Here is a 26,672-nt window from a genome sequence, read left to right as displayed (position 1 = left end):
CGGGTGTCTGACTCGCGGGTGGCCGCGCGGGGGACGCTGCCGGTCGAGGCGCGCCGGCCGGTGCTGCTCCGCCGGGCCTACCGAGCGCCAGCCAGGCCGTGACCAGGACGACGACCGTCAGCACGCAGCCGCCGATCGTCCACCGCGTCCGCCGGAGCTCATGGTGCCGCGCGCCGTCCATGCCCTTCCCCCGTCGACGAATCGAGCGACCTCCATGATGGCCGTCGCCGGCCGTCCGCCCGGTGTCTCAGTCGGATGTCGGCCAGTGTCCCGGTGTTCCTGACGGTCCGGCCGGGGCCCGCACCGTTCGGGCCCTGGCGCCGAACAATGCGCTGACCAGCGAAGACACCGCCGTATTGTTCGGGCTCGCCCGCCACCCGTTCCGCTCGCCGCCGGGCGGCGACCACTGTGTCCGGTAGCCGGAACCAAGTGAGGGGGCAGTGGAATGTCGAGGGTGTCGTCGCCGATGGGTGAGCACGTCAGGCGCCACCGTGCGGCCGCCGGGCTCAGCCAGTCCGAGCTGGCCGCCCGGACCGGGCTGAGCGTCGCGGCAGTGCGCGATCTGGAACAGGGCCGGTCGCGGCGCCCACGGCCCGCGGCGATGGCGGCCCTGACAGCCGTACTGAGCCCCCTGCCGCCACCGGGCGACCCGGAACGGTCTCTCGGGTCGGCGCGGCCGGTGGTCCGGGTGCTCGGCCCGGTCGGCGTCTGGGTCGACGGCATGGAGCAGCCGATCGGGCGCAGCCTGCGGCGCGCCTTCCTCGCCCGGCTCGCCCTCACGCCGGATGCCTGCGTCTCCTTGGACGAGCTCGGCGACCTGTTGTGGGGAGCGCGGGTGCCGGGCCGGGCGCGGTCCATCCTGCAGACGTACGCGTCCCGGCTCCGGCCGGTGCTGGCCGGCCTCGGCCGGAGCGCGGCTGAGCTGGTGGCGACCGGGACCGGCTATCGACTGGCGATCCGCGACGATCTGCTCGACGTGTCCTGGTTCCGCCGCGGGCTGGACGGTGCGCAGGCCGGCGACGACCTCGACGCGTACGAGTCAGCGCTGGCGCTGTGGCTCGGCCGGCCGTGCGCCGACGTGCCGGAACTCGCCCAGCACCCGCTTGTCACCGCCCTTTGTGACGAGTACGCCACCGCCACGCTCGCCTATGCGGAGGCCGTGGAACGGGCCGGCGACACGCCGCGGGCGCTGCCCGTGCTGCGGTCGGCCGTCGCGGTGAATCCGTGGCACGAGTATCTGACCGCCCGGCTGGTCGTGGCGCTGAACGCGGCCGGCCGGCGCACCGAAGCACTGTGCGCCTACCGCGATGCGCGTGCCCGGCTCGACGAGGACCTCGGCGTCGAGCCCGGGCCCGACCTCCGGGGCGCTTTCCAGGCGATTGCCGGGGCCACCCCGGCCCGGCCGGTCCCGGCGCAGCTGCCGGCCGATCTTCACGCCTTCGTCGGGCGCCGCGCCGAACTGGATCGGCTGGACGTGGTCGGCGGGTCTGGTGGTCCCGGCCTCGTCCTGCTCCGGGGCATGGCCGGGTCCGGCAAGACCGCGCTGGCTGTGCACTGGGCGAACCGGGTCCGGCGTTCGTTCCCGGACGGTCAGCTGCACGCCGACCTGGCCGGGCATGCTCCGGGCGCCACGCCGGTGCCGGCCGTCGCGGTGCTCGGGTGCTTTCTCGACGCTCTCGGCGTACCGGTCGGCAGCGTGCCGGTCGGCCTGCCGGAGCGGGCCGCGCTCTACCGCAGTCTGCTCGCCGACCGCCGGGTTCTCGTGGTGCTCGACGACGCGGCGTCGGCCGACCAGGTCCGGCCGCTGCTGCCCGGGGCCGGCCGGTCCGTGGCCCTGGTGGTCAGCCGCAACCACCTGTCCAGCCTGGTCGCGACGTACGGGGTCACGCCGTTGGCGGTCGGTCCGCTGTGCCCGGACGACGCGCGGCGGCTGCTCACGGTCCGGTTGGGCCGGGAGCGGGCGGCGGCGGCCGGGGCCGTGGTCGCCGGTTGCGCGGGGCTGCCGCTGGCGCTGGCGATCCGGGCCGCGCGGTGTGCCGTCCATCCCGGCGAGCTGACCGGCCGGGGCGGCGCCGGACTGGATCTCTTCGACGGGGGCGATCCGACCGTCGATCTCCGGACGGCGTTCGACGCGTCGTACCGCTCTGTCAGTCCGGCCGCCCGGCGGGCCTTCCGCCTGCTCGGCGTGGACGAGAGCGCAGCCGTCACCGTGGCGGACGCGGTACGGCTGCTCGACCGGCCCGCCGGTGCGGTCCGTCAGTCGATCACCGAGCTGCTCCGTGCGTCGCTGCTCACCGAAGGCCGGGCCGGCCGGTTCGCGATGCACGACCTGCTCCGGGCCTACGCCCGGGAGCTCGCGGCCTGACCGGCGCCCGTAGCGGCCGCAGGGCGACGCCGACGATCAGATCCGCCCGTAGGTATCCGAACGTGCGCGAGTCCCAGCTGTCCGCGCGGTTGTCGCCGACCACGAGGAGCATCCCGGCCGGCACGGGGGTGCCGCTGCTGGCCGACGGCGGCACGCACTGCTCCGGGACGGCCTCGCCACCGACCGCCGCCACCCGCTTGATCATCATTCCGCCGGCCGGCTTCTCGATCAGCACCACGTCGCCGGTGCGGGGCCGGACCGCCGCGCCGCGCCGCACCAGCACCCGGTCACCGCGGCGCAGCGTGGGCGCCATCGAATCGCCGTCGACCACGACGACCACCCGCCCGCGGCGCAGCCACCCGACCAGCACCGCGATCAGGAGGCCGGCGGCGAGGACCCCGCCCGCCGCGCTCGCGGCGGTCACGACGATCCCGCCGTGGCCGGCAGGTAGCCGGCGGACTGCAGGCGGAACAGTTCCGCGTAGCGGGTGTTCCCGGCGGCCAGACTCTCGTGGTCGCCCTGCTCGACGACCCGGCCACCGGCGAGCACCACGATGTGGTCGGCGGTACGGACGGTGTTCAGCCGATGGGAGATGAGCAGCCTGGTGCCGGCGCCGTCGTGCCGGGCTCGCAGCCGTACGTGCACATCGTGCTCGGCCCGCGGGTCCAGTCCCGCGCTCGGCTCGTCGAGGATCAGCAGCTCCGGATCGGTACGCATGAAGCTGCGGGCCAGCGCCAGCCGCTGCCACTGGCCGCCGGACAGCACCACTCCGGTGGCCGGATCGTCCCGGTCGGCCTGGTCGAAGAAGGTACGGGTGAGCAGGGTGTCGTACCCCTTGGGCAGGGCGGCCACCACGTCGTCCACACCGGCGGCGCGGGCGGCGGCGACGATCGCCGCCGGGCGATCCAGGTCGGCCAGCCGGCCGATCCCGATGTTCTCCGCGGCCGACAGGTCATAGCTCATGTGCTCCTGGAACACCGCGCCGATCCGGCTGCGCAGCTCGTCGAGGTCGAGGTCGCGCAGGTCCGTGCCGTCCCATTGCACGGTGCCCCGGTCCGGATCGTAGAAACGGCACAGCAGCTTCACGATCGTGGTCTTCCCGGCCCCGTTCAGGCCGACCAGCGCGGTGGTCCGCCCGACCGGCAGGTCGAGGTCGACGCCGCGCAACACCCAGGGATGCTCCGGCGAGTATCGGAACCACACGTCCCGCAGCCGGATACCGTCGCTCAGTGCGCCGGGCCGTCGCGGTACGGCCGGCTCCGCGAGATCCGGCCTCGCCTCGACGACCTCGTCGAAGTGCTGCAGCAGCAACAGCGAGTGGTACGCCGCCGCGACGTGGTTGACCAGCGTCGAGCTACCACCCTGCACGCCCGCGGCAGCCATGGTGAACGCGGTGAGGTCACCCACGGTCAGCCGGCCGCCGGCCACCTCCCGGACCGTCCACACCAGTCCCGCCGCGAGCACCGCCGCGGCTGCCGAGGACAGCACGACCTGGGTCGCCATCTCGCGCCGGTCCAGCCGGGCGTGCGCGGCGTTGATGGTGCCCAGCTCGGTCATCATCCGGCGCTGGAAGAAACCGCCGAGGCCGAACAGCCGCACCTCCTGCGCCGCATCGAGACGCAGTTGAAGATTCTGATAGAACATGTCGCGCCGTTCGGCGTGCCCGAGCCGCATCGCGACGCGGGCCCGGCGCCGGGAGAGCCGCAGCTCGGCGACGACCGTGGGTCCGGCGGCGAGCAGGACCGCGGCCGCCATCCACGGGTTGACCGCCACGAGCGCGACCACGAAACCCGCGGTCAGCACCACCCCGTGGGCCACCCCGAGCAGGCTGTCGAACACCAGTCCCGGCCCGGTGCCGCCGGCCTGCTGGGCCAGTCGCAGCCGGTCGTGGAAGACCGGGTCCTCGAGGCGGGCCAGGCCGCGCAGGCGGTTGATCGCGGCGAACAGCGTCGTCCGGGACCAGGTCTTGACCGCCCGCCCCAGCTGAGTGTCGAAGTAGTGGCTCACCACGGGGACGACGCCACTCACGGCGCCGGCCGCGGCCACGGCGACGACCAGTGTGGTGGACGGGGCGTCGCCGGCGGTGACCAGGTCGTCCAGCAGCAGCTTGGTCAACCACGCGACGGCCACCGGCGCCAGCGCGGTCACGCCGGTGAGCAGCACCTTCAGGCAACTGGCGCCGGGAGCGGCCCGGAACGAGATCCGGACCGCGCGCCAGCCGCCGGGCAGCCGCCCGGCGCCCATCTACGCGACCTCCAATGCCGGCAGGTGGGCCACCTCGAAACTCGACCTGATGACCGCTCCGTCCCGGCCCACCAGGCCCACCGCCGGCAACCCGTCGACGTCGAACGCGCCGGAGACCGGGCCGCCGAGCGGCTCCACCACCACCCGGGCGACCGGCCGCAGCCGCTCGACGAAGGCGGCCGCCTCCGCCGGCGTGCCCACCACCACCGCCAGAGCGGCCCGGTGCCCTTCCGGCATGGCGTTCGCGTACGCGATGAACGGATCCACCTGTTCCTGGCACGGCGGGCAGGACGGGGAGAAGAACCCGAGCAGGGTGAGGTCGCCGAACACCGTACGGTCGATCCGCTCGTGATCGACGGTCAGAGTGCTGAATTCCCGCGGCGTCTCGCCGGCGGGCGGCAGCGACGGCCGGCTCGCAGAGCGTCCGTCGCCGGCCTCGGCGATCAGCTCGGCGTGGCGCCGGAGCCGGCGGATGACGCCGAGCGTCAGGACGAGGTTGAGGCCGGCGACAAGCCCGGCGACCGTGAGAAACGCGGCGGAGTAGGTCATGTGATCCCCCAGATGGTCAGCGGAAGAGTTCGGTGAGTGTGTCGAGATGGATGGCGAGGGCCGCACAGGCGAGCCCGGCGCCGGCGCCGGCGATCGTCGCCCCGGGACCGCCCGCCGGCGCGACCGCGCCCAGGGCAGCCAGCGCGACCAGCGCGGCGCCGCGCGCCACGTGCCACCAGCCGACCGGGGCACGGGACGCGCCGAAACAGTGGCAGGCGGCCCGGCGGCGGGAGGCCACGAAAACCAGCGTGCCGGTGAACACGCTCAGCACGGCCACGGCACCGACGAGCCCGACCCGGCCGGTGCGTGGCACGACGAGGGAAACGGCGATCGCACCCTCGGTGGCGATCACCAGCCGGGCGACCGGCGCGACGAGTGCGGCCGGCACGAGGCGCATCGCGCGCAGGGAGTCCCGGAACTGTGCGGGCCGGCGGAGCTTGGCCAGCGCGGCCACCGCGAAGACCAGGAACAGCGCGGTACGTGCGACGGCGTGGATGGACATGCGGTCAGCCCTCCGGACGGGCCGGCCCGGGCGGCCGGGTCACCCGGCCGCCCGGCCGGACATCAGCAGCTCAGGACCAGCTTGTGCTGGTAACACGGCTTGGTGATGTACCAGCGGCAACCGTCGCACCGCTGCACCTCGATCCACCGCCAGTGCCACGAGCCCGCGGTCTGCGAGCATCCACACTGGTACGACGTGTGTCCGGTCCCGCTGCACTCACAGCCCGGATCGGCCGTCGCGGTCACCCGCGGGACCACGGTGGACAACGCCCGGTCGCCCACCCTTTCCAACAGCTCCAGCATGTCGTCGAACCCTTCCGGTACCGGCGCCGTGGATCCCCGTCCCGAGTGAACCGGGGCTGCCGGTGTTCCGGCCGCCGGCGCCGACCCGAACGATGGCAAGGCGCGCCGGCGATCCGCTGCCGGCCGGCTTCCCGCACTGCGGGTCGATCGTCAGCCGGCCGGGCCTTCCACCCTCACCGGTTCGGGCGCTGCCGGGTCGGCAACGCGGACAGCTGCCGTTCGGTGTCGGCGATTCGCCGGTCCGTGCGCATGGTCGCGCCGGCGTCGTCGAGTCGCTGATAGGCGAAGCGGAGGTTCTGCAGGAAGACGAGGGCCCGTTCGAGGTGGACACTGCGCCGCGCGTCGATACCGGCCAGGATGTCCAGCGCCTGCTCGTACCCGATCGCCGCCTCGGCGTAGGACCGCGTGCCGACCAGGGCGTCGAGTGCTTGACCGGCTCGCGCCTCGGCGGCCAGCCACCGGGCATGACGGGCCGCCGCGGCGGTCAGCTCGGCGCCCGGCCGCAGCCGGAGGACCTCGGCGAACTCGGCGTCTGCCCGGCCCCAGCCACCTTCGGTACCAGCCAGGCTCAGGCACTGGGTGGCCAGGGCGAGACCCAGGTGTGCTTTCATGTCGAGCAGGGGGTTCGGCGGCGACTGCCCGGTCCGCCCCATGACCAGGGAGCGACGGTAGCGATCGATCGCGTCGCGGAGCCGGCGGGCGTCGGATCCGGCCGGCGTGCAGCGGACGGGCACCCGGACAGCCTCGGCGAGGCCGATCTCCGCGCGCCGGTACCCGTTGTCCTCGGCCAGCGCCCGCCGGAAGTATTCCGCCGCCCGGCCGGGATCCTGCGCGCCCACCGCATTGCCGATCATCAGATTCAGCACGGCCCGGCGGATCCGCTGGTCGCCGACGGTCTCCGCGACGGTGTCGAACTCCTGGCCGGCTCGGCGGAACTGCTTCTCGGCGGCGGGAAAATCCGCCATCGCGTACGCGCCGAGGCCGCGGACGAAGAGCACGACGGCGCTGAGGTAGTGCCGGGCGGCGGCGGTGAGGCCCTCGTTGAGGCTCAGGTTCCGCTCGACGACGTCAGCCGACTCGGTCAAGCTGATGTCGTGCCGCCCGGCGAACTCGGGCGTCTCGCCGAGGGTCCGGTCCGCGATGAAGATCTCGACGGTGATGGTCAGCTGCCCCGCGGCGAGTCGAAAGGCCGGTCGCAGGACGACATCGGCCCCGTGCTCGACGGAGATGGTGGTCAGCGTGGTGTCCGCGTCGGAGTCACCGGCCGGCGGCTGGCGCAGGCGCCGGATCTCGACCGAGGGCTCCGCGCCGGCCCAGGCGTGCAGTTCGCGGTCGATCGACCTCTGGAGCCGCTCGGCCAGTGGGGTGGACGGCTCGGCACCGGACCATGCCGGCGGAGCCAGCACGATGTTGTACAGGCCGGTCATGATGCCCGGCCCGGCCGGTGCGCTGGCCCGTAGTGCGGTCGCGGTCATCAGGAGGATCACGGCCGCGACGATCAGGCGCGCCCGGCTCCGCACCGGCCGGGCCGGCGGCACGACCGCGACGACCGGCGCCGGCTCGTCGCGGCAGGCCTCCTCGGCGCGGTTGGCGCGCTCCCACTCGACGCGCCATCGCGGCAGCTCGCCGGCGACGTCACGGTCGCGCCCGGCGTGGCGCAGACAGCCGATGACGTACGCCCGGGTGGTCTCCCAGGTCGGCAGGCGGCGCCCGCTCGCCGCTTCGGACAGCGTGCCGGACGCACAATGCGACAGCCCGCTCAGCACCCGGTACGGCGGTGTGTGGCATTCGGTCCGCAGATCGCGAAGACGCTGGGCGAGGATCCGGCGGTGTTCCGGTACGCCGGCGTCGAGCAACGCCTCCTTGCGCCCTCGCCGTACCGGCCGGCCCACGCCGGACATGGTCACCCCTCCGTCGCGACGGTGCAGAAGACGGTCCTGGAAAGCGCGGCAGCCGGAACTGTGGACGGCCGAAGTGTCGCGGGTGCCATCCCCCCATGGTGGACACCATCGCGGCGAAGCCGTCGGAACAGTCGGATTCCGGTCATCGGGCCGGGAGCCAAGTCCGGCTGACGAGGTCTCCGAGGGCATCGTTCGCCGCGGAATGGCACGGCCGGTGCACCTGGATCGGTGCGTCCATCAGGACGGTCGGCAGGCCGTCATCGACCTCCGGGAGAATCCCGGGTCAGCGTGATCAGCCTGTCGAGCACCCGACCGCCGTCAGTGCGCAGCCCGTTGTGCAGGTACTCGTCGGTCAGCCACCGATGCATGCCGGGCAGGAGGTCGGCCGTCTCTTCGGAAAACCGCCGGAGCACGTACGGGTCGTCCGCGTAGATCACGGCAGCGCACGGCACGTCGACCTGAGCCAGCACCCCGGCGTCGTAGAGACGTGGCCACTCGTGCTCCGCGATGGCCGCGGCGACATCGCGGTACGGCCGCAGGCCCGGCGTGTCCTCGAAATGCCACGAGTAGAGGTGTTCGCCGGTGAGCAGCAGGGATTCGCCCGCGAAGTCGTCGGGTTGCACCCGTTCGGCCGACCACCGCGTAGCCCCGCCGTCGGCATAACTCGACTCGTGCAGGACCGCGTACAGCGGGTTGCGGGAGTCGAACGGCAGCATCGCGGCGACATCGTGCCGGAACGCGGAAGAAGCGAAATCCAGCTCGAGCACGTGATGGACTTCGTCCGCGCCGCCGTCCATGCCCAGGTGGTGGCCGATCGTGCGGATCAGGCGTCGGGAGATCGGGGCACCGTCGGGAGCCCGTACCTCGCCCGCGTCGCAGCGGTCGAGCAGCTCGTGAAGCCGGGCGGCATCTCGCGGGAATCTCCGGTGATAGCGACGGTTCAACATGCGCATCGTGTCGAAGGTGGCCGAGTAGACCTCGTCGGCCGGACGCCCGACCGGGGGCAGGCCGCCGGTGAAGAACACCTCACGGAGGCTGTCCGGTGCCTGGCACAGATAGTGCAGCGAGCAATATCCGCCGAAGGACTGGCCCAGCAGACTCCACTGCCGGGCGCCCAGATGCTCCCGCAGGCATTCAGCGTCCCGCACGATCGCGTCCGCACGGAAATGGGTCAGCCGTTCGGCGTCTGCTGCCGCGTCCGGCCCGGCGGCGCCGTAGGGCGTGGAACGTCCGGTGCCCCGCTGGTCGAGCATGATGACCCGGAAACTGCGCAGTGCCCGCTCGAGCCAGGACGGCGACATCGGCCGGGACGTCGGCCGCGGCGCTTCGTGGCCCGGTCCGCCCTGCAGGTAGACGAGATACGGCAGATCACGCCCGTCCGCGGCCACGATCTCCCGCGCGTACACGTCGATGGTCCGCCCGTCCGGGTGATCGTGGTCGAGCGGGACGGTGATCACATGGTCGGTCAGCAGCACGTCGAGATCGTACGACATCGCTTGATACATCTTCCGCTGAATACAGCGATGACTGTATGGTCGGCGGCATGGAGACGGTGACGCACGGCGAAGTCCTCGCCCGCTTCGGCCACGCTCTGTCGGATCCGACCCGGGCCCGGCTCCTGCTCGCCCTGCGCGACGGCCCCGGCTATCCGGCCGAGCTGGCCGTCCTGCTCGGGGCCACCCGGCAGAACCTGTCCAACCATCTCGCCTGCCTGCGCGGCTGCGGCCTGGTCGTCGCCGCTTCCGAGGGCCGGCGTACCCGCTACGAACTGGCTGACACCCGCATCCGGCACGCCCTGGACGACCTGCTCGGCCTGGTCCTGGCCGTCGACCCGGCCGCCTGCCCCGACGCCGCCGACCAGGACTGCTGCTGATGAGCCTCCCCCTCCTGCCGCTCACCCCGGCCGGTCCGGACCCGCTCCGTCGCGGCGTGCTGGCCCGCCGGATCCGGTGGCTGGTCGCCGCCACCATCGCCTACAACGTGATCGAGGCCGTCATCGCGATCAGCGCCGGGCGGGCCGCGGATTCCACCGCGTTGATCGGCTTCGGCCTCGACTCGGTCATCGAGGTCTCCTCGGCCGCCGCGGTCGCCTGGCAGTTCGCCGGCCGCGACCCCGAAGCCCGGGAGCAGACCGCACTGCGGATCATCGCGTTCTCGTTCTTCGCCCTCGCCGCCTACGTCACGGTCGAATCAGCGCGGTCCCTGCTGGGCGGCGCCGAGGCCGAGCACTCCACCGTCGGCATCGCCCTGGCCGCGGTCTCCCTGGCGGTCATGCCCGGCCTGTCCTACGCCCAGCGCCGCGCCGGACGAGAGCTCGGCTCCCGCACCGCGGTCGCCGACTCCCAACAGACCCTGCTCTGCACCTACCTGTCCGCGGTCCTGCTCGCCGGACTCCTGCTCAACAGCCTGTTCGGCTGGAGCTGGGCCGATCCCGCCGCCGCGCTGATCATCGCCGCCGTCGCCGTCAAGGAAGGCCGCGAAGCCTGGCGCGGTGACGCCTGCTGCGCACCCGGCCCGCCGGCCGCCACCGGCAAGGACGGGGACTGCGACGACTGCTGCACCGACGAGCGGTGACCACTGGTCTGTCAAGGTCTTGTTGGCCTCGTCGTGGCGTGCTGCGGCCGCCGGCCGCAGCACGTCGAGGCGGGCGAGTTGCCCGGAGATGAGTGCGGCGGCGCCCGCGGCGGTGGTCTCCTCGGCCGGGCCACCCGGCGGGTGCCGGGGATGGGACGGACCTGCGGCGCCGACGGCTTGCGGCGCGCCCGCGAGCCAGGTCCGGCCGCGCGGGCCCCGGCGGCCAGGTGCAGCTGCAGGGAACGCGATCCCGGCCGCGAGCGGGCTGAAGCATCGTTCCCCGAACCGGTCCGTCACTGGGGATACCGCCGTCGACGACGGTATGCACTCTCCCTCCGGCCGTTTCGTCGGCGGCAGACAGGTAATGCCAGAACCTGCCAGACCGCTCAGGTTGGCTCTACCGTTGCTCGACGACCACGAGAGGGGTTGACCATGGCCATCAGCGACACGGCGCGCAAGAACCACGACGAGTTGTTTCCCGGCCGAGTGTCGACGCGCGCGGTCACCGATCCGGAGCTGATCGAGTATTCCGACACCTTCGCCTTCGACGCGCTGACCCCCGGCGCAAGGGCCAGGTCCAGGCCAACCTCAACGTCGGCAACGGCCGCGTCGGCTGTCCCCGCACCCTGAACGCGCCGCGCGCCCTCGACGAGATCACCCGGTAAGGAGTTGTCATGAAGACCCGCACCCTGGGCAGCGACCTGCACGTCTCGGCCATCGGCTTCGGCGCGATGGGGATGAGCCAGAGCTACGGCCCCGGCCCCGACCGTGACGCCAACATCGCCCTGCTGCGCGCCGCGGTCGAGCGCGGCGTCACGTTCTTCGACACCGCCGAGGTCTACGGCCCGTTCGTCAACGAAGAGCTCGTCGGTGAGGCCCTGCAGCCGGTCCGTGACCAGGTCGTCATCGCCACCAAGTTCGGGTTCGCATTCGACGCCGACGGCCAGCAGACCGGCCTGTCCAGCCGCCCCGAGCACATCAAGCAGGTCGCCGACGCCTCCCTCAGGCGGCTGCGCACCGACCACATCGACCTGTTCTACCAGCATCGCGTCAACCCCGACGTGCCCATCGAGGACGTCGCCGGCGCCGTCAAGGAACTCATCGCGGCCGGCAAGGTGAGGCATTTCGGCATGTCCGAGGCGGCCGCCGCGACGGTGCGCCGCGCGCACGCCGTGCAGCCGGTCACCGCCCTGCAGAACGAGTACTCGCTGTGGTGGAAGCGTCCCGAAGCCGAGATCATCCCACTCTGCACCGAGCTCGGCATCGGCCTGGTCCCGTACAGCCCACTCGGCAAGGGCTTCCTCACCGGCGCCATCAGCACCGACACCGCCTTCACGCCCGGCGACATCCGCACCACCATCCCCCGCTTCGACGCCGAGGCCCGCAAAGCCAACCAGGCCCTGGTCGAGCTGCTCGGCACCATCGCCGCCCGCAAGAACGCCACCCTCGCGCAGATCGCCCTGGCCTGGCTGCTCGCCCAGCAGCCGTGGATCGTCCCGATCCCCGGCACCCGCCGCCTCGACCGCCTGGAAGAGAACCTCGGCGCCGCCGACGTCGCACTCACCAGCGACGACCTCGCCGAGATCGACGCCGCCACCGCGCAGGTCGACATCCAGGGCGGGCGGTACTCGGAACAGGCCGAGAGCATGACGAACCGATGACCATGGACCACCGCGCCGAAACCCAGGAGCACTGATGAGCGCACTCACCGACACTGTCGCCCTCAGCAACGGCGACCGGATCCCGCAGGTCGGCTTCGGCACCTGGCTGCTCAAGGAGGGTGACGAGTGCTACCACGCCGTCGCCGATGCCCTCCGGCTCGGCTACCGCCACATCGACACCGCGCGGGCCTACCTCAACGAGGCCTCGGTCGGGCGGGCGGTGCGCGACTCCGGCATCCCCCGCGAGCAGATCTTCGTCACCTCGAAGCTGCCGGCCGAGGCCAAGGACTACGACACCGCGGTCGCCGAGTTCGAGACCACCATGAGCGAGATCGGCCTCGACCACCTCGACCTCTACCTGATCCACGCGCCCTGGCCGTGGGATCAGCTGGGCAAGGACTGCCGGGAGGAGAACCGGCAGATCTGGAAGGCCATGGAGAAGTTCCTCGCCGACGGCCGCGTCAAGGCCATCGGCGTCTCCAACTTCGACTCCGGCGACCTCGAAAGCCTGCTGCCGGCCTGCGAGACCAAGCCCATGGTCAACCAGATCCACTGGTTCATCGGCCTCGACCCCTCCGCCACGGTCAGCACCTGCACCGAGCACGACATCGTCGTCGAGGCCTACTCCCCCTTCGCCCACGGCCTGATCGTCAACCACCCGGAGATCGCCGGCATCGCCGCCCGCTACGACGTCAGCGCACCGCAGCTGTGCATCCGCTACCTGCTGCAGAAGGGCGCGGTCGTGTTGCCCAAGGCCACCAGTACCGCGCACATCGAGCAGAACGCCCAGCTCGACTTCGAGATCTCCCCGGCCGACATGAGCATCCTCGACGCCATGCGCGACACCGACAAGCACGAGGACGCGATGGAGTTCCGCTGGTCGTAGGGCGCGGTGGGCCGGGTGCGGGCGTACATCGAGGAACGGATGCCCGACATCCTCGAGGGCCGGCTGCAGCCCATCAGCCGCCGGCCAGGGACCGGCGACGGCATCCCGGTCCACCAACGGACGCACCGCCGCCTGGTTCCGTGGCGCGACCGCGACCGGCACGGGGCAGATCATCTCGGGCGGCAAAGCCACCGACGTGATCTTCACCGAAGCCGCCGAAGCCGACCTGCCCACCGTCGACACGGCCTACCGACGCAAGTACAGCCAGTACGCCGGCATCGTCGACCACCTCGTCCAGGACGGTCCCCGATCCGCGACTCTGCAGCTTCGGCCCGCCTGACTCGCTCCGGCGCCATGGGCCAGAAAAGAAATGGCGAACCGGGGTGATGTCCACCATTGTCGGGCAGGTTCCGCGCAGGCGCCTGTCAGCTGCGGGACACCCGGATAAATGATCGCCGGAAACGGTCGTAGGGTGACGATGTCCGGGTGCCGTCAGTGGCCTGCAAACGGCCCTTACCGCACCGGAGATCACCTTTCTCGGCCAGCCTGAGCTGGCGCAGCTGATTCGATTCGCCGAGCAGCCGTAGGAGGGCCGACTCATGCCGCAGACATTCCATTCCGTCCCCGGCTGGTTCTCGTGGGAAAACCAGGGTGCGGGCATCGCCGTCGCCGCGGATCCGAACGGCGCTCGTGACCTGGTGGTCTTCATGGTCGACAACGGACCGCAGGCCAACCGCGGCCTGTACCGCATCGGCCGTACGCTGGACGCGGACGGCGTGGTGACCGGCGGCTGGTCCCCGTGGACCGACGTCCCCGACTGGTTCTCCTGGCAGAACCAGGGCGCCGATGTGGCCGTCACCGACCTCGGCGGCGGTCGCGACCTGGTCGTCCTCATGGTCGACGACGGGCCGCAGGCCAACCGTGGCGTCTACCGGATCGGCCGCGGGCTCGACCGCGACGGTCAGGCCACCGGCGGCTGGACCCCGTGGATCGACGTTCCCGACTGGTTCTCCTGGAGCAATCAGGGGGCCGGGGTCGCCGTGACGCCGCCGGACGCGGCCGGCCGGCGCAACCTGGTCGTCTTCATGGTCGACGACGGGCCGCAGGCCAACCGCGGCGTCTACCGGGTCGGCCGCGGGCTCGACCGCGACGGCCGGATCACCGGCGGCTGGAGCCCATGGATCGACGTCCCCGGGTGGTTCTCCTGGCAGAACCAGGGCGCCGGCGTCACGGTCGCCGACGTCACCGGCAGCGGCGCCCCGGATCTGGTCATCTTCCAGGTCGACGACGCCCCGGCGCTGCCCGGGGTCAGCGGCCAGAACCAGGCGTTGTTCCGGATCGGCCGCGGCTTCGACGACAACGGCGGAGTGAGCGAGTGGGGCCCGGACTGGCTCGGCGTTCCGAACTGGTTCTCCTGGGAGAACCAGGGCGGTGGCATCACGGTCGCCACGCTCGACGGGGTTCGCAAGCTGTTCGCTCTCAATGTCGATGCCCCGCCCGGACAGAATGCCGGCCAGTACATGGTGCTGGACCTCGACGAGGACCCGGCCGAGTACGGGCGCTGGGAGGTCAAGACCTTCCTCTCCGGCGTCCTCGCCGTGCACACCGCGCTGCTGCCCGGCGGTGACGTGCTGTTCTTCGCCGGCTCCGGGAGCAGCAAGGTCCGTTTCGACTCGCCCGACTTCGGCGACGAGGCGAAGGGTGTGCCGGTCTCGGCCCGCTGGACGCCGCCGGACGACACCTTCGTCCAGCCGCCCACCCTGCGAACCGCCGACGGGCGACCGTTCGACCTGTTCTGCGGGGGTGATTCGTTCCTGCCAAACGGGCGAATGCTGGCCGCGGGTGGCACCGCGAACTACGGGCCGTTCACCGGCCGCAAGGACGTCGCCGTCTTCGATCCCGCCGCCGGGACCTGGTCGTTCGCGGCGCCGATGAAACACGGGCGCTGGTATCCGACCCTCATCACGCTGGGCGACGGCCGGGTCCTCGCCGCCACCGGCCTCGACGAGCACGGCGGCGGCGGATCCCGGGCCGTCATGGAGATCTACGATCCGGACGTCGACACGTGGACCGAGATCGCGTTCCCGCCCGGCTTTCTCGGCCTGCCCCTCTACGCCCACCTGTTCCTGCTGGCGGACGGGCAGATCTTCTTCTCCGGTGGCCGGATGGACGACGGCCTGCCCGTCGAGCCGTTCGTCTTCGACCCCGGCCATCCTCAGGACCCGATGCGGCCGGTGCCCGATCTGCTGGACCCGGAGCTGCGCAACCAGGCCGCCAGCGTTCTGCTGCCCCCGGCCCAGGACCAGCGGGTGCTGATCTGCGGCGGCGGGCCGGAGGGCAAGGCCGACAAGACCCACGCCACCGACCGGGTCAGCATCGTGGACCTGAAGGCGGACGATCCCCAGTACGCCGAGGCGACCCCGATGGGTCTCGGCCGGATCCACCTGAACGCCGTCGTGCTGCCCGACCACACGGTGTTCGTCAGCGGCGGCTCGCTCAAGCAGGAGGACGAGCCGCTGGCCCGCCTGCAGTCGGAGATCTACGACCCGGCCACCGATTCCTGGCGGGTGGCGGCGACCGCCACGGTCCCGCGGCTCTACCACTCGACGGCGGTGCTGATGGCGGACGGCCGGGTCGTCGCCGCCGGCGGCAACCCGGAGGGTGGCAGTCAGGTGAGGTTCCTGCCGCCGGATCCGGAGGAGGAGATGCGGGTGGAGGTGTTCAGCCCGCCGTACCTCTTCCGGGGTCCCCGCCCGACGATCAACGCCGCGCCGGACGCCTGCCGCTACAGCGACCAGATCCGCATCGGCACCCCGGACGCCGACCGGATCAAGTGGGTCAGCCTGGTCTCCTGCGGGATCACCACCCACTCCTTCGACAGCGGCCAGCGCCTCGTCGACCTCGACATCGGGGCGCGGGACGCGACCGGCCTGCTCGCTTCCGTCGTCGGCAACCCGAACCTCGCGCCGCCCGGCTGGTACATGCTCTTCCTGACCGACCAGACCGGCGTGCCGTCCATCGCCCACTGGATCCAGCTCGGAACCTGACCGGGCTCACCGCATGCCCCGACCATGCCATCGACGGGGTACCGGTCCGGTGATATCGGGTGTTGGATGAGGGAATGAGATCGTCATGACCATCATCGAGCTGGGTGATCCCGGCGCCGCCGCGACAGCACCGGGACCGGCACGACCCCGTCTTGAACGCCGCGTCGTCGTGCGCTGGGCGGCGGCTGCCGTGGCGGTGCTCTGCGCGGTGACGCTCACCGGCTCGGCCGTCTCCGGGTCTGCCGTGATCCGGCCCCGGTGGAGTGTCGCTTTCAGTCCGACCAGCCTCGCCGACGCGGCCCGCGACACGGTGTTCGTCCAGTCCATCAATGTGGGTTCCCAGGTCACGGCGTACGAGCTGGGCAGCGGGGCGGTCCGCTGGTCGAAGGGGCTGCCGATGCCGCGCGGCCGGATGACGGCCCGGGTGCCCGGTGCGGTGCTGGTCCCGATCCTGCTGCAGGGGACGGTCGCGCTCGATCCGCGTACGGGGGCGGAGATGTGGCGGCTGCCCGGCGACATCGTGTCCGCGACGCCCGAGACCGCGTTGCTCCGGCAGCCGGACCGGACGCTGATCCTGGTCCGGATGACCGACGGCAGCCGGATCTGGTCGCGGCCGATCGACGGTGACGAGTCCTGGGCGGTCGTCGGTCCCGAACGGCGGCGGATCGTGGCCGCCACCCCGGACGGCCGGATTCAGGTGCTGCGCCTGAGTGACGGTGCTCTGCTGTCCCAGGGCCGCGTGGAGAACGGCAACGGCGTACCCGTCCGCAACGGCCTCGTGGCCGAGTCCGGCTTCCTGTTCGTCAACCGGATGGAGACCGACCGGGCGGTGGTGACCGCGTACGACCTGGACACGTTCCGGGAGCGCTGGCGGTACGCGCAGTCGGCGACCGACGAGATCGTGACCGGGCCGGCGGCCCGCGCGTGCGGCGTCGTGCTGTGCTTCGCCGACGGCACCGCGACCGTCGGGCTTGATCCGGACACCGGCGCCGGCCGCTGGCGGGCGGCGGGCTTCGTCGACGCCGTACCGGTCACCGGGCAGAACCGGGTGCTGGCCCGCAGCGCCGACCACGGCGGGTATGCACTGATCGACACCGCCACGGGCGCCGTGGTGCTGTCCCTCGGCGCCGGCACCGCCGTGCGGGACGCCGTGGGCTCCGTCCCGGAGTACTACCTGCGCCCGGTCAACCCGGACGGACGCCGGGCCGCGGCCGACCGGATCGACCTGGCGACCGGCGGGCTGCAGCTGCGCGGCATCGTCGAGGCCGTCGGCCCGCAGGGCTGTACGGCCGTCGCGGACACCCTGATCTGCGGCACGAAGGACGGCCGGCTGACCGTCACCGACGTCGGCTGAGCCTCGCCCAACCGGCGGTCCGGAAAAGGTGTTCGATCGAACCTTCCGGGCGGCTGACACATGGGTTGGCGGGGCATACTCCTCCACCATGGGTTTCGAAGAGGAGTGGCGCGACGCGATCGCCGGCACCGATCGGGTTCCCGACATCGGTGTCGCGGTGGCCGGACCCGGCGGTGACGTCTGGACGGCCGGCCGTGACCTGGTGTTCCCGGCGTGCTCCATCAGCAAGCACGTCGCGGCGTTCGGCACGCTTCGGCTGGTCGCCCAGGAGACGATTGATCTCGACACCGACGTCAACGCCTACCTGTCCTCCTGGCGTCTGCCGGGAGCCGGCACCGTGACCGTGCGTCAGGTGCTGGCCCACACGGCAGGGCTGACCAAGAACTGGTTCCCCGGCTATGCCGCGGGTGAGCCGGTACCGTCGCTGCTGCAGATTCTCCGGGGTGAGCCGCCGGCCAACACGCCCGCGGTCCGGCGCGAGCTGCCGCCCGGCTCCGAGTTCCGCTATTCGGGCAGCCACTACGCCGTTCTGCAGCAGCTCCTGACCGACGTGACCGGCACCCCGTTCGAGGAGCTGATGGTGGCGCTCGTGCTCGGACCGGTGGGCATGGCCGACAGCAGCTACGACCAGCGCTTCCCGTACGGGAACCAGCAACGCGCCGCCCGCGGGCACCGCGACGGCATCCCCGTCCCCGGCGGTTGGCACACCCAGCCGGAGCTGGCCGGAGCCGGACTGTGGAGCACCCCCGCCGACCTGGTCCGGCTGGAACTGGAGATCCACCGTGCCACCGAAGGCAGATCCGCGCTGCTGCCGCCGGGGCTGGCCACCCAGATGCTGACGCCGCAGGTGCCGGGCGGATTCGGTCTGGGCACCGAGTTCGGCGACGGGCGCTTCGGGCACACCGGGCAGAACACCGGCTACAGCTGCTTCTCGTTCGCCTGGCCGGCGTCGGGCACAGCGGTCGCCGTGATGACGAACGCCGAAGACTGCCGCGCGTCGCTGTCGGCCCTCATCGAGCTGGGTCGCCGCCATTTCGGCTGATCACTTGCCGCTGCGCGGAGCGTCGCCGCGCAGGCGGCCCAGCTCGGTGGCGATCAGTACGGCCACCGACGGCCCGAAGATCTTACGAACCCATTGCGGCTTCATCCTTCGCCGGGCAAGCCGCGTACCTCCCCTCGGGAAGACGTGCCGACGGCCTTCGGGCGGCACGCTGATGTCGGGAGGTTCGTATGCAGGACAGCGGTTCGACCAGGTGGCGCCGGCTGTGCGCCACCGTGGTCTGCTCCCTCGGGCTGGTGCTGCTCAGTCCCGTGGCGGCGCACGCCGAACCCGGCGTACCGGTGCCTCCCAATGAGCTGATCCCCGACGAGGGCGAGGGCGCCCTCTCGGCCGCCGACAAGGATCTTGTCGTCAAGGTGCGTCTCGCCGGGCTGTGGGAGATCCCGGCCGGGGAGATGGCCCAGCAGAAGTCGCCGGATCCGCGGATCCGGAAGATCGGCCGCGAGATCGCGGCCCAGCACGAGGTGCTCGACGCGTTCGACCGGGCGGCCGCGAAGAAGCTGAGGATCAGCGTGCCGAGGAAGCCGAACAGCGACCAGCAGGGATGGCTGGCCGAGATGCGCGACGCCGAAGGCGCCGAGTTCGACGAGATCTACATCGACCGGCTCCGCGCGGCGCACGGAAAGATCTTCCCGGCGATCGGTACGGTGCGGGCGACAACGCGCAACGACACCGTCCGCAGGCTGGCGCAGCAGGCGAACCAGTTCGTGGTGACCCACATGACGCTGCTGGAGAGCAGCGGCATCGTCGACTTCGCCGCCCTGCCGACTGCTCCGAACCCCGCAGCAGCAGCGGGAGCCACCGCGCCGGCGACCGCGGTCAGGCCCCGGCCGGCCGCCGGGCAGAGCCCGATGTCGACGAACCTGCCCGTCGCGTTGCTCGCGCTGGCCGCGGGCCTGGGCGTGGGTGTCTTCGCGACGCTGCGGTTCGCGGGTGACCGCCGGCGACAGCACCACGGCCGCCGGTGAGACGCCGCGGCGGCCCGGCGCTGACGCTCGTGCTCGTGATGCTGGGGCCGGTGCTGTTGGCCCTGGCCGGCCTCGTCCATCCGAGCGGGCTGTCGGCCGCGACGGCCCATCGCTGGGTGTGGCTGCACATCGCCCTGTTGCCGATCTTCCCGCTGCTGGCAGGGGGATTCGTGGTGCTGTTGCGGGAACAGCCCCGCGCCGGCGTGCCCCGGGTGGCCCGGATCGTCGCCTGGATCTGTGCGGCGGTCTACGCCATCGGATACACCGGGCTGGACGCGGTGGCCGGGATCGGCGCAGGCACAGTGGCCGGGCAGCCCGGAGACCCGGCCGAGCTACGACGACTGGTGCTGGCGCTGTACGAGACAGGAGACCGGCTCGGAGCTGTCGGCGTGTACGCCTTCCTCGCCGCCACGCTGGCCGCGTCGGTCGCGCTGGGCAGCAGGCACGGCTTCCGGGTGCTTCCCGGCACCGTGGTGCTGCTGGTAGCCGGGTGGTCGTTCATCGACAGCCACATCTTCTCGCCGCGCGGAGTGCAGACGATGCTCGCCATGGCCGCGGGTTTCGCCCTCTGGACCTGGGCCGGCGCCCGGCCTCCCGCAACGGGGAAGCCGGACGCGGCCGGCCACTGACGGCATGTCGGTGTGCAGGTCTCGGTCAGCGGCAGGTCTTGCCCCGACCGTGCCCGAGGTGCGGCCAGCCGGCTGTCGGCGGCACGGGATTCGCACGTCGGGTGACGGGAGGTTCGGCGAGGTACGCGGGCGGACTGGGGGGCGGGGGCCGGGTCCGCACGCGTACCTCGCCTGCTGGCGGCGGCTACCAGACGACCAGGCCCTCCATGCCGGACCCGTCGGCGAAGACGGGGAGACCCTCGTTCTCGGTTTCCACGAGCGTGAGCTCACCGTCCGGGCCGACCCGGAAACCCTCGATGGTGCCCGCGAGGGTGTTCTGCACGTACAGCAACGTGCCGTCGGTCGTGGCGGCCAGGTCGATGGGGCCGGCACCCGGCGCCTTGCCCGGTTCGGCGTCCGGGTCCTGCTCGGCCGCCGCGGCCGCGGCGGCCACCTCAGCGACCGCCTCCGGGCCCCCGGCGTCGGCGATCACGCCGTCCTTGCCGCCGATGCTCACCCTTCCCCTGCCGTCGACCGTGTAGAGGCTGACGGTCGAGCTGCCCGGGTTGGTGCCGTAGAAGAACTTGCCGGCCCGGGCGATCCAGCACAGCACCTGCTGGCCCGACTCGACCGACGGCGTGATGACGTCGAGGGTGCCGTTCCTGCGCAGCGTGTAGGAAGTGACCCCGGACTTGGCGGCCTCGGTGACCAGCAGATGGCCGGCCTGGTCGAACACGAACGAGAACGGCACGTCCCCGGTCGACGCGGTGGTCACCGGCTCGGCGGAGAGCATGCCGTCGTGGGCAGCCGCGAAAACCTCGACCGTGTTCTTGCTCTTCGTGGTGACCAGCAGGTGCCGGCCGTCGGGGCTGAAGCCGACCTGCGGCGGGGAATCGGTGAACAGCGGCACGGCGTCGTTGGTGATGCCCAGTTTCCGGGTCGAGCCGGCCAGCGGGCGCAGCCCGTCATGGCTCAGCCGGAAGCCGGTCACATTCGTGGAGCCGCCGGCATTGAGGACGTAGACGGTCCGGCCGGACACGGCGATGCTCGCCGGGAAGTCACCGCCGGACTTCACGGTACGCCGGTGGGTGAGCTTGCCGTCTCGCACCCGGAAGGTGGTGACCGAGTTGCTGCCCGCGTTCACCGCGATCATCATGCTGTGCCTGCGGTCGAAGACGAGGGATTCCTGCGACGCGAGGGGATCGAACGGGTTGTCCTTCTGGGCACCACCGCGGCCCCCGGTCGGATACTCACCGGCTGCCGTCAGCTTGCCGTCCGCCGCGCGCCGGAAGGCCAGGATCGAGTTGCGCTGCGGGTCGTTCGACTGGACGAAGACCATGCCGCCGCGCTTCGCCGCCGCACCGTCCGTGGTCGCCTCGGCACGCCTGTCGGCCGGGTTCTCATGCGCCGACGCGATTCCTGTCGACACGCCACCAGCCAGCAACAGCAGGCCCGCGGCCACGGCGATACCAGTTCTCCTACGCATGTCTGTCCTACCTCCGACGAACGAGCGGTGCATTGCTGTCCCCGGATACGGCACTCCCGAAGTGTCAGTTGAACTTCGGAGCCGGCCGTAAGAAGTGCGTAAGGGTCCTCACGTGCACGGCGCCGGCGGGGCGGCTGAAGTGATCTTCAGGTTGCTTCAGGGCCGGTTCAGGTGGCGGTGTCGATCATCGCCGCGTGTTCAGACGAGTCGTTCTGCTGGCGGTCGCGCTCTTCTCCGCGTACGCCATGGTGGCGGTCACGAAGCACCTCAGGGTGCGCACCAATGCCTTTGACCTGGGCATTTTTGAACAGGGGGTGCGCGGCTACGCCGGTCTGGGCGCTCCGCTGGCACCGCTGAAGGGGCCCGGCGTCCACCTGCTCGGCGACCACTTCCATCCGATCCTGATCCTGCTCGCCCCGATCTACCGGTTGTTCCCGAGCCCGATCACCCTGCTGATCGTGCAGGCCGCGCTGCTGGCACTGTCCGCGGTGCCGGTGACCCGGCTGGCCGTCGCGCGGTTCGGGACCCGGGGTGGCCTGGCGATCGGCGCCGCCTACGGGCTGTCCTGGGGCATCCAGCAGGCGGCCGGCTTCGACTTCCACGAGATCTGCTTCGCCGTCCCGCTCCTGGCGTTCAGCCTCGAATGCCTGGTGCGGCGGCGGTGGGGCGCCGCCGTGGCCTGGGCGACGCCGCTGCTGCTGGTCAAGGAGGACCTGCCGCTGACCGTCGCGGCGATCGGCGCCTACCTGGCCCTGCGCGGCCGGTGGCGCCTCGGCCTGGCGACCGCCGGCGGTGCGGTCGCCGCCGGCCTGCTCATCGTCCGGGTCGTCATCCCGGCGTTCAACCAGGCCGACGCGTACACCTACACCTCCGGCAGCGCCCTGCTGACCGGGGTCCCGGTCAAACTGCTGACGGTGGTCCTGCTGCTGCTTCCGACCGGCTTCCTCGCCGTACGCTCATCGCTGCTGTTACTGACCCTGCCCACGCTGGCCTGGCGGTTCTGGGCGGACAACCCGCACTACTGGGGGACGAGGTACCACTACAGCGCGGTGCTGATGCCGATCGTCTTCGTGGCGATGCTGGACGCCCCGCCGGCCCTGCTCGACCGGTGCCGCCGGTGGTTGCCGGCCGCCTGCCTGGCCGTCGCGGTGTCCGCGTCGGCGGTGCTGCCGCTCAACGCCCTGGCCGACCCGGCCACCTGGCGGCGTGACCCGGCGGCCGCGGCGATCCGGTCGGCGCTCACGCGGATCCCCGACGATGCGGTCGTGGCGGCCGACCAGCGGCTGGCGCCGCAGCTCACCGCCCGTTGCGAGGTCTACCTGTTCCCCTTCTACCCGAACGCCGTGGTCCAGCCCGAGTGGCTGGCCGTCCTCGACTCCCCGGAGGCGGTGCCGGGCTATCGGAGGGTGACTTCGGACGGTGGGGTCGTGCTCTTCGCCCGCGTCACTCCCCCGGCAGCTGAACCGGATTTCCGCTTGGCGCGGCCGTGAGCTGGCAGGATGGTCCGGTGCGGCTGCTGATAGTGGAAGACGAGAGGGAACTGGCCGAGTCTTTGCGTCGCGGCCTGATCGCGGAGGGTTACACCGTTGATGTGGCTCACGACGGGAACATCGGGCTGGAACTCGCCACGAGCGAGGGCTATCAAGCAGTCATTCTGGATCTGATGCTGCCGCGGCTGAACGGTTATCAGGTGTGCTCTCGGCTCCGGGAGCTGGGAGTGAGCACGCCGGTGCTGGTCCTGACGGCCAAGGACGGCGAGTACGACGAGGCGGAGGCCCTGGACACCGGGGCGGACGACTATCTGACGAAGCCCTTCTCGTACGTCGTCCTGCTGGCCCGGGTGCGGGCCCTGCTGCGGCGGGGTGGTGAGCCCCGGCCGGCGCTGCTGAAAGTCGGTGATCTGATCGTCGACCAGGCTCGGCGGGTCTGTTCGCGCGGGTCGATACCGATCACGCTGACCGCCAAGCAGTTCTCGGTCCTGGCCTGCCTGGCCCGCCGGGCGAACACGGTGGTGAGCAAGGCGGAGATTCTGGACGAGGTCTGGGACGCGGCCTACGACGGCGACCTGAACATCGTCGAGGTCTACATCCGGGCCCTGCGTCGCCGTATCGACGTGCCGTTCGGCCTGCTGAGCATCGAGACGATCCGCGGCGCCGGCTACCGGCTGGTCGACGCGAATGCCTAGGCCGCAGCTGCCGGTACGGGTCCGGGCAGCCGCCGCGGCGGCGCTGGCGGCCGCCTTGTGCCTCGGGGGCGGGGCGCTCTGGCTGCGCCAGGTGATCCACGCGAACAGTGTGGCGGGGTCCCTCGCGACCGCGCGGTCACAGGCCCGCGCCATCGCCTCGACCTACCAGACGCCTGCGGCCGGAATCAACGCGGACGGGGGCACCCTGGCGGTGGACTGCGTTGCTGCTGCTGCGCGTTGTTCGTACGACAAGTGGTACGAGTTCCCGTACTACGGCACGGAACTCAGCTTTGCGGTGGTCGACATCCACGGCAAGGTGCTGCTGGCCCAGAACCAACTGGCCGCTTACGTACGGGACGGCGGTCTGACCTTCCCGGCCGTCCCACCGCGGGAGAACGAGGAGTTCTCCGGCCGCCTCGACGTTCACCTGCGACCGGCCCGCAGCGGCGCACCGGGGCAGCTCGACGGTCGCGAGGTCACCCTGGTGACCCACAACGTCAGCCCTTCGGGCGCGACCGTCTACGTCCTCGTCTCTCCGCTCGACGCGGAGGCCGCCGTGGCCCCGGTCGACCATTGGCTCCGGCGTGGTCTGCCCGCCGCCATCCTGTTCGTCGCCCTGGTGGCCTGGTGGGCGGCCGGACGCGCGCTGCGCCCGGTCGAACGGATGCGCGCCGAGCTGGCCCGCATCACCGCCGCGGACATGAGCAGCCGGGTGCCCCAGCCGCGCACCGGCGACGAGATCGCCCGGCTGGCCGTCACCATGAACGAAACCCTCGACCGGATCACCGACGCGGCCGAACGACAGCGCCGGTTCGTCGCCGACGCGGCGCACGAGCTGCGCAGCCCGCTCGCCGGCCTGCGCAACACCGTCGAGGTCGCCGCCACGCACGGCGGCGCTGTCGACCCGGAGGTGCTGCGCACCGGCACCGAACGGTTGCAACGGCTCATCGACGACCTGCTGCTGCTCGCCCGGCTGGAACGGACGACGCCGACTGCGGGAAAGCCGGTCGACGTCGCCGCGATCGCCGAGGAGCTGGTCGAGGAGCGCCGCTATCGCGTGCCGCCGGACGAGCGGTTCGTCGTCGTGGCCGGGAGGCCCGCACAGGTGATCGGGCGCGAGGAAGAGCTGGCCAGAATGCTGAGAAACCTGCTGGACAACGCCTCCCGATACGCACGCGACCGCATCACCGTGACCGTCGCGGAAGCCGAGCCCGGCATCGTTCGCGTGGAGGTCGGCGACGACGGCCCCGGCATCCCGGAAGCCGACCGGGAACAGGTCTTCGCACGGTTCGCGCGGGTGGACCAGGCCCGGGATCGCCGCCACGGCGGCGCCGGCCTGGGCCTGGCGATCGCCCGGGACATCGCCGTACGCCACGGCGGCAGCCTGTACGCGGCCGACACCACAAGCGGCGCCAGGCTGGTCGCTGAGCTGCCGCAGTCGCCAGGAGCCTGAAGTTCGTTCGAGCCACCACGGACTCCCGCCGGGCCTTGAGCGGCCCGGTGGGTGATCGATGAACCGGTCACGGCCGGCGGCGGTCCACCCGCTGACCCGGGCGGACGCCCGGAGGCGTCACACGGCGGGACAAACGGGAGACCGCGGGCCCGACGCCCACGGCCGCGGCCGTCCAGCGGCCGCGCGAACCGGTCACCGGTACGCGCAGCCCATCCAGCAGGCGCCACAGCCGCACACCGCAGGCTGCGCACCGGCCATGCTGGACACAGACGCCGCACGGATGGCTCGACTCATCGGCGACGACCACCGGGCCACCGCACCGGGCACAATCGGTGTCTCCAGCGGCATCCATGAGGACACCGTAAGCCCTCGTTCACCGGCCTGCGCCCCCAGTCCCAGCCCGACGTCCTGAGCCGGCGAATCGGGTCAGCGGCGGCGCACTGTCAGAACGGTGCCGGTCCTCGTCCGGCCAGCGAGATCAACAGCTGCGTGGCGAGCAGCTTGCGCATGCCGGTGACCGCGACTGTCCCCACCCGGTCGTAGGGCAGTTCCAGTTGCAGCCCTTCGGCCGCGTCGCGAAGGTCTGTGGTGATCTCGTCCGGACGGAACGTGCCGCCCCATCCGTCGAGTCCACCGCGCTGATTGGTGCTGAGGGAGGCCATGCCGGAAATGCATGCGCCGTCAGCCAGGGTCAGCCGCGCGGGGCCTGAGTACGTCGTCGTCATATTCATCAACCTTCGGGGGGAAACGCCGTGCACCTACGGTCCGTGCGGCCTGACAGTCAATCAAGCGGTGGTGCTGTGACGGAAGGGTGAAACGCCGAACGGCGGCCCGCTGAACCAGTCAGGCCGCCGTTCGCAGAGCAAGGGTCAGAGCGGGCGGATGTTCTCCGCCTGCGGGCCCTTCTGGCCCTGGGTGATGTCGAACTCGACCTTCTGGTTCTCGTCGAGGCTGCGGTAGCCGCTCGTCGCGATGGCGGAGAAGTGGGCGAAGACGTCAGCGCCGCCGTCGTCCGGGGTGATGAAGCCGAAACCCTTGTCGGCGTTGAACCACTTCACGGTGCCTGTAGTCATGTCTGCTCCTTCGCAGGCCGGGGAGACCGCATTGTGCGGACTCCGGCGCCGCCGCGTTGATCACCCGCGTCGAAACGACACGAAAAACGAAAAGCGCCCGGGTGGGTTTGGATAACCCATCAGGCGCCGGATAACGTCTACGGAAATCAAAACTGCAACAGGAAAACCGTAGCACACGATCTTCTGTCGATGGTCTGCTGCCAGCCGACGGCGAACCCGCTGCCCGAACCCGGGCAGTTAGGCTGGAGCGGTGACGGATGCTGAGCTCATCGCCGTCGCGCGGGCGAAAGCGGCCGAGCTCCGCCGCCCGTCCTTGCGCCATGCCGAGGTGGAGGTCGACGGGCCGGTCGCGGAGGTTCTGCTGAGCGACCCGCGGTACGCCCGCGGTGGCGGGCTCCTGGTGGTGATCGATACCGCCACCGGCACCGTCCTGCGGGTGATACCCCAGCTGTGA

At 71.6% G+C, this 26,672-nt stretch carries 25 protein-coding genes and 1 pseudogene; 16 read left to right on the top strand and 10 right to left on the bottom strand.

Going from position 1 to position 26,672, the window contains the following annotated elements; genetic code table 11:
- Positions 1 to 466: 466 nt before the first annotated feature.
- Entirely contained in the window at positions 467 to 2,365 is a 1,899-nt protein-coding gene (locus tag AB0C12_RS33655; protein WP_360553958.1) for a BTAD domain-containing putative transcriptional regulator, read from the top strand.
- On the opposite strand, the gene AB0C12_RS33650 is transcribed toward AB0C12_RS33655, so the two are convergent.
- The 7 genes from AB0C12_RS33650 to AB0C12_RS33620 form a co-directional block, all read right to left on the bottom strand.
- Positions 2,292 to 2,789: a S26 family signal peptidase gene (locus AB0C12_RS33650; RefSeq protein WP_360553956.1), complete on the bottom strand. Its 498-nt coding sequence runs from the start codon at positions 2,787 to 2,789 to the stop codon at positions 2,292 to 2,294. The genes AB0C12_RS33655 and AB0C12_RS33650 overlap by 74 nt on opposite strands.
- Positions 2,786 to 4,609, bottom strand: coding sequence for an ABC transporter ATP-binding protein (locus tag AB0C12_RS33645; protein ID WP_360553955.1), 1,824 nt, complete (start codon positions 4,607 to 4,609; stop codon positions 2,786 to 2,788). Before AB0C12_RS33645 ends, AB0C12_RS33650 begins: the two co-directional genes overlap by 4 nt.
- Entirely contained in the window at positions 4,610 to 5,158 is a 549-nt protein-coding gene (locus AB0C12_RS33640) for a hypothetical protein (protein WP_360553954.1), read from the bottom strand.
- 16 nt (positions 5,159 to 5,174) lie between these two features.
- Positions 5,175 to 5,660 (bottom strand): MauE/DoxX family redox-associated membrane protein, encoded by a 486-nt coding sequence (locus AB0C12_RS33635; protein ID WP_360553953.1) that lies wholly within the window; start codon positions 5,658 to 5,660, stop codon positions 5,175 to 5,177.
- Between the two features lie 62 nt (positions 5,661 to 5,722).
- Complete coding sequence (locus AB0C12_RS33630; RefSeq protein ID WP_360553951.1) at positions 5,723 to 5,962, bottom strand: hypothetical protein; 240 nt, start codon at positions 5,960 to 5,962, stop codon at positions 5,723 to 5,725.
- A gap of 173 nt (positions 5,963 to 6,135) precedes the next feature.
- Positions 6,136 to 7,863: a hypothetical protein gene (locus AB0C12_RS33625; RefSeq protein ID WP_360553949.1), complete on the bottom strand. Its 1,728-nt coding sequence runs from the start codon at positions 7,861 to 7,863 to the stop codon at positions 6,136 to 6,138.
- Between the two features lie 257 nt (positions 7,864 to 8,120).
- On the bottom strand, positions 8,121 to 9,356 hold the full coding sequence (locus AB0C12_RS33620) for an alpha/beta fold hydrolase (RefSeq protein ID WP_360553947.1): 1,236 nt from the start codon (positions 9,354 to 9,356) through the stop codon (positions 8,121 to 8,123).
- A 38-nt stretch (positions 9,357 to 9,394) separates the two neighbouring features.
- On the opposite strand from AB0C12_RS33620, the gene AB0C12_RS33615 reads away from it, so the two are divergent.
- The 11 genes and pseudogenes from AB0C12_RS33615 (at position 9,395) to AB0C12_RS33565 (ending at position 20,042) form a co-directional block, all read left to right on the top strand.
- Complete coding sequence (locus AB0C12_RS33615) at positions 9,395 to 9,736, top strand: metalloregulator ArsR/SmtB family transcription factor (RefSeq protein ID WP_360553945.1); 342 nt, start codon at positions 9,395 to 9,397, stop codon at positions 9,734 to 9,736.
- A complete protein-coding gene (locus AB0C12_RS33610; RefSeq protein WP_360553944.1) occupies positions 9,736 to 10,437 on the top strand; it encodes a cation transporter in 702 nt (233 codons plus the stop codon). The genes AB0C12_RS33615 and AB0C12_RS33610 overlap by 1 nt, the downstream gene beginning before the upstream one ends.
- 432 nt (positions 10,438 to 10,869) lie before the next feature.
- Positions 10,870 to 11,067, top strand: a complete 198-nt coding sequence (locus AB0C12_RS33605; protein WP_360553943.1) for a hypothetical protein — start codon at positions 10,870 to 10,872, stop codon at positions 11,065 to 11,067.
- 44 nt (positions 11,068 to 11,111) lie between these two features.
- Positions 11,112 to 12,098 carry an aldo/keto reductase gene (locus tag AB0C12_RS33600; protein WP_360553941.1) on the top strand — a complete coding sequence of 329 codons (987 nt, stop codon included), beginning with the start codon at positions 11,112 to 11,114 and terminating at the stop codon, positions 12,096 to 12,098.
- A gap of 34 nt (positions 12,099 to 12,132) precedes the next feature.
- Entirely contained in the window at positions 12,133 to 12,984 is an 852-nt protein-coding gene (locus tag AB0C12_RS33595) for an aldo/keto reductase (RefSeq protein ID WP_360553940.1), read from the top strand.
- 118 nt (positions 12,985 to 13,102) lie between these two features.
- Positions 13,103 to 13,324: pseudogene (locus AB0C12_RS33590) on the top strand (DUF2255 family protein); the annotation flags it as partial.
- A 259-nt stretch (positions 13,325 to 13,583) separates the two neighbouring features.
- A complete protein-coding gene (locus AB0C12_RS33585) occupies positions 13,584 to 16,031 on the top strand; it encodes a galactose oxidase-like domain-containing protein (RefSeq protein ID WP_360553938.1) in 2,448 nt (815 codons plus the stop codon).
- Between the two features lie 85 nt (positions 16,032 to 16,116).
- A complete protein-coding gene (locus AB0C12_RS33580; protein WP_360553937.1) occupies positions 16,117 to 17,385 on the top strand; it encodes a PQQ-binding-like beta-propeller repeat protein in 1,269 nt (422 codons plus the stop codon).
- An 88-nt stretch (positions 17,386 to 17,473) separates the two neighbouring features.
- Positions 17,474 to 18,427, top strand: coding sequence for a serine hydrolase domain-containing protein (locus tag AB0C12_RS33575; protein WP_360553936.1), 954 nt, complete (start codon positions 17,474 to 17,476; stop codon positions 18,425 to 18,427).
- 188 nt (positions 18,428 to 18,615) lie between these two features.
- Positions 18,616 to 19,413, top strand: a complete 798-nt coding sequence (locus AB0C12_RS33570; protein ID WP_360553934.1) for a DUF4142 domain-containing protein — start codon at positions 18,616 to 18,618, stop codon at positions 19,411 to 19,413.
- Complete coding sequence (locus AB0C12_RS33565; protein ID WP_360553933.1) at positions 19,410 to 20,042, top strand: hypothetical protein; 633 nt, start codon at positions 19,410 to 19,412, stop codon at positions 20,040 to 20,042. The genes AB0C12_RS33570 and AB0C12_RS33565 overlap by 4 nt, the downstream gene beginning before the upstream one ends.
- Before the next feature lie 184 nt (positions 20,043 to 20,226).
- Here the strand turns inward: AB0C12_RS33565 and AB0C12_RS33560 are convergent, their stop codons facing one another.
- On the bottom strand, positions 20,227 to 21,507 hold the full coding sequence (locus tag AB0C12_RS33560; RefSeq protein WP_360553931.1) for a beta-propeller fold lactonase family protein: 1,281 nt from the start codon (positions 21,505 to 21,507) through the stop codon (positions 20,227 to 20,229).
- Between the two features lie 194 nt (positions 21,508 to 21,701).
- On the opposite strand from AB0C12_RS33560, the gene AB0C12_RS33555 reads away from it, so the two are divergent.
- From AB0C12_RS33555 to AB0C12_RS33545, 3 genes are read left to right on the top strand one after another with little or no spacing between them, the layout of a single operon-like run.
- A complete protein-coding gene (locus tag AB0C12_RS33555; protein ID WP_360553930.1) occupies positions 21,702 to 22,997 on the top strand; it encodes a DUF2079 domain-containing protein in 1,296 nt (431 codons plus the stop codon).
- Between the two features lie 17 nt (positions 22,998 to 23,014).
- Entirely contained in the window at positions 23,015 to 23,692 is a 678-nt protein-coding gene (locus AB0C12_RS33550; protein ID WP_360553928.1) for a response regulator transcription factor, read from the top strand.
- Positions 23,685 to 25,145 (top strand): HAMP domain-containing sensor histidine kinase, encoded by a 1,461-nt coding sequence (locus AB0C12_RS33545; RefSeq protein WP_360553926.1) that lies wholly within the window; start codon positions 23,685 to 23,687, stop codon positions 25,143 to 25,145. The genes AB0C12_RS33550 and AB0C12_RS33545 overlap by 8 nt, the downstream gene beginning before the upstream one ends.
- A 443-nt stretch (positions 25,146 to 25,588) precedes the next feature.
- Here AB0C12_RS33545 and AB0C12_RS33540 read toward each other — a convergent pair whose 3' ends face one another.
- Both AB0C12_RS33540 and AB0C12_RS33535 read right to left on the bottom strand, forming a co-directional pair.
- Positions 25,589 to 25,870, bottom strand: coding sequence for a hypothetical protein (locus AB0C12_RS33540; RefSeq protein WP_360553924.1), 282 nt, complete (start codon positions 25,868 to 25,870; stop codon positions 25,589 to 25,591).
- Between the two features lie 144 nt (positions 25,871 to 26,014).
- Positions 26,015 to 26,218, bottom strand: coding sequence for a cold-shock protein (locus AB0C12_RS33535; protein WP_184995226.1), 204 nt, complete (start codon positions 26,216 to 26,218; stop codon positions 26,015 to 26,017).
- Positions 26,219 to 26,468: 250 nt separating this feature from the next.
- Here AB0C12_RS33535 and AB0C12_RS33530 point away from each other — a divergent pair, with 250 nt between their 5' ends.
- Positions 26,469 to 26,672 (top strand): hypothetical protein, encoded by a 204-nt coding sequence (locus tag AB0C12_RS33530; RefSeq protein WP_360553923.1) that lies wholly within the window; start codon positions 26,469 to 26,471, stop codon positions 26,670 to 26,672.

The sequence above is a fragment of the Actinoplanes sp. NPDC048967 genome, assembly GCF_040649415.1.
In the GTDB taxonomy this organism is placed as follows: Bacteria; Actinomycetota; Actinomycetes; order Mycobacteriales; family Micromonosporaceae; genus Actinoplanes.
Note: the sequence above shows the minus strand (reverse complement) of the source record. Positions and strands in the feature narration are given on the sequence as shown.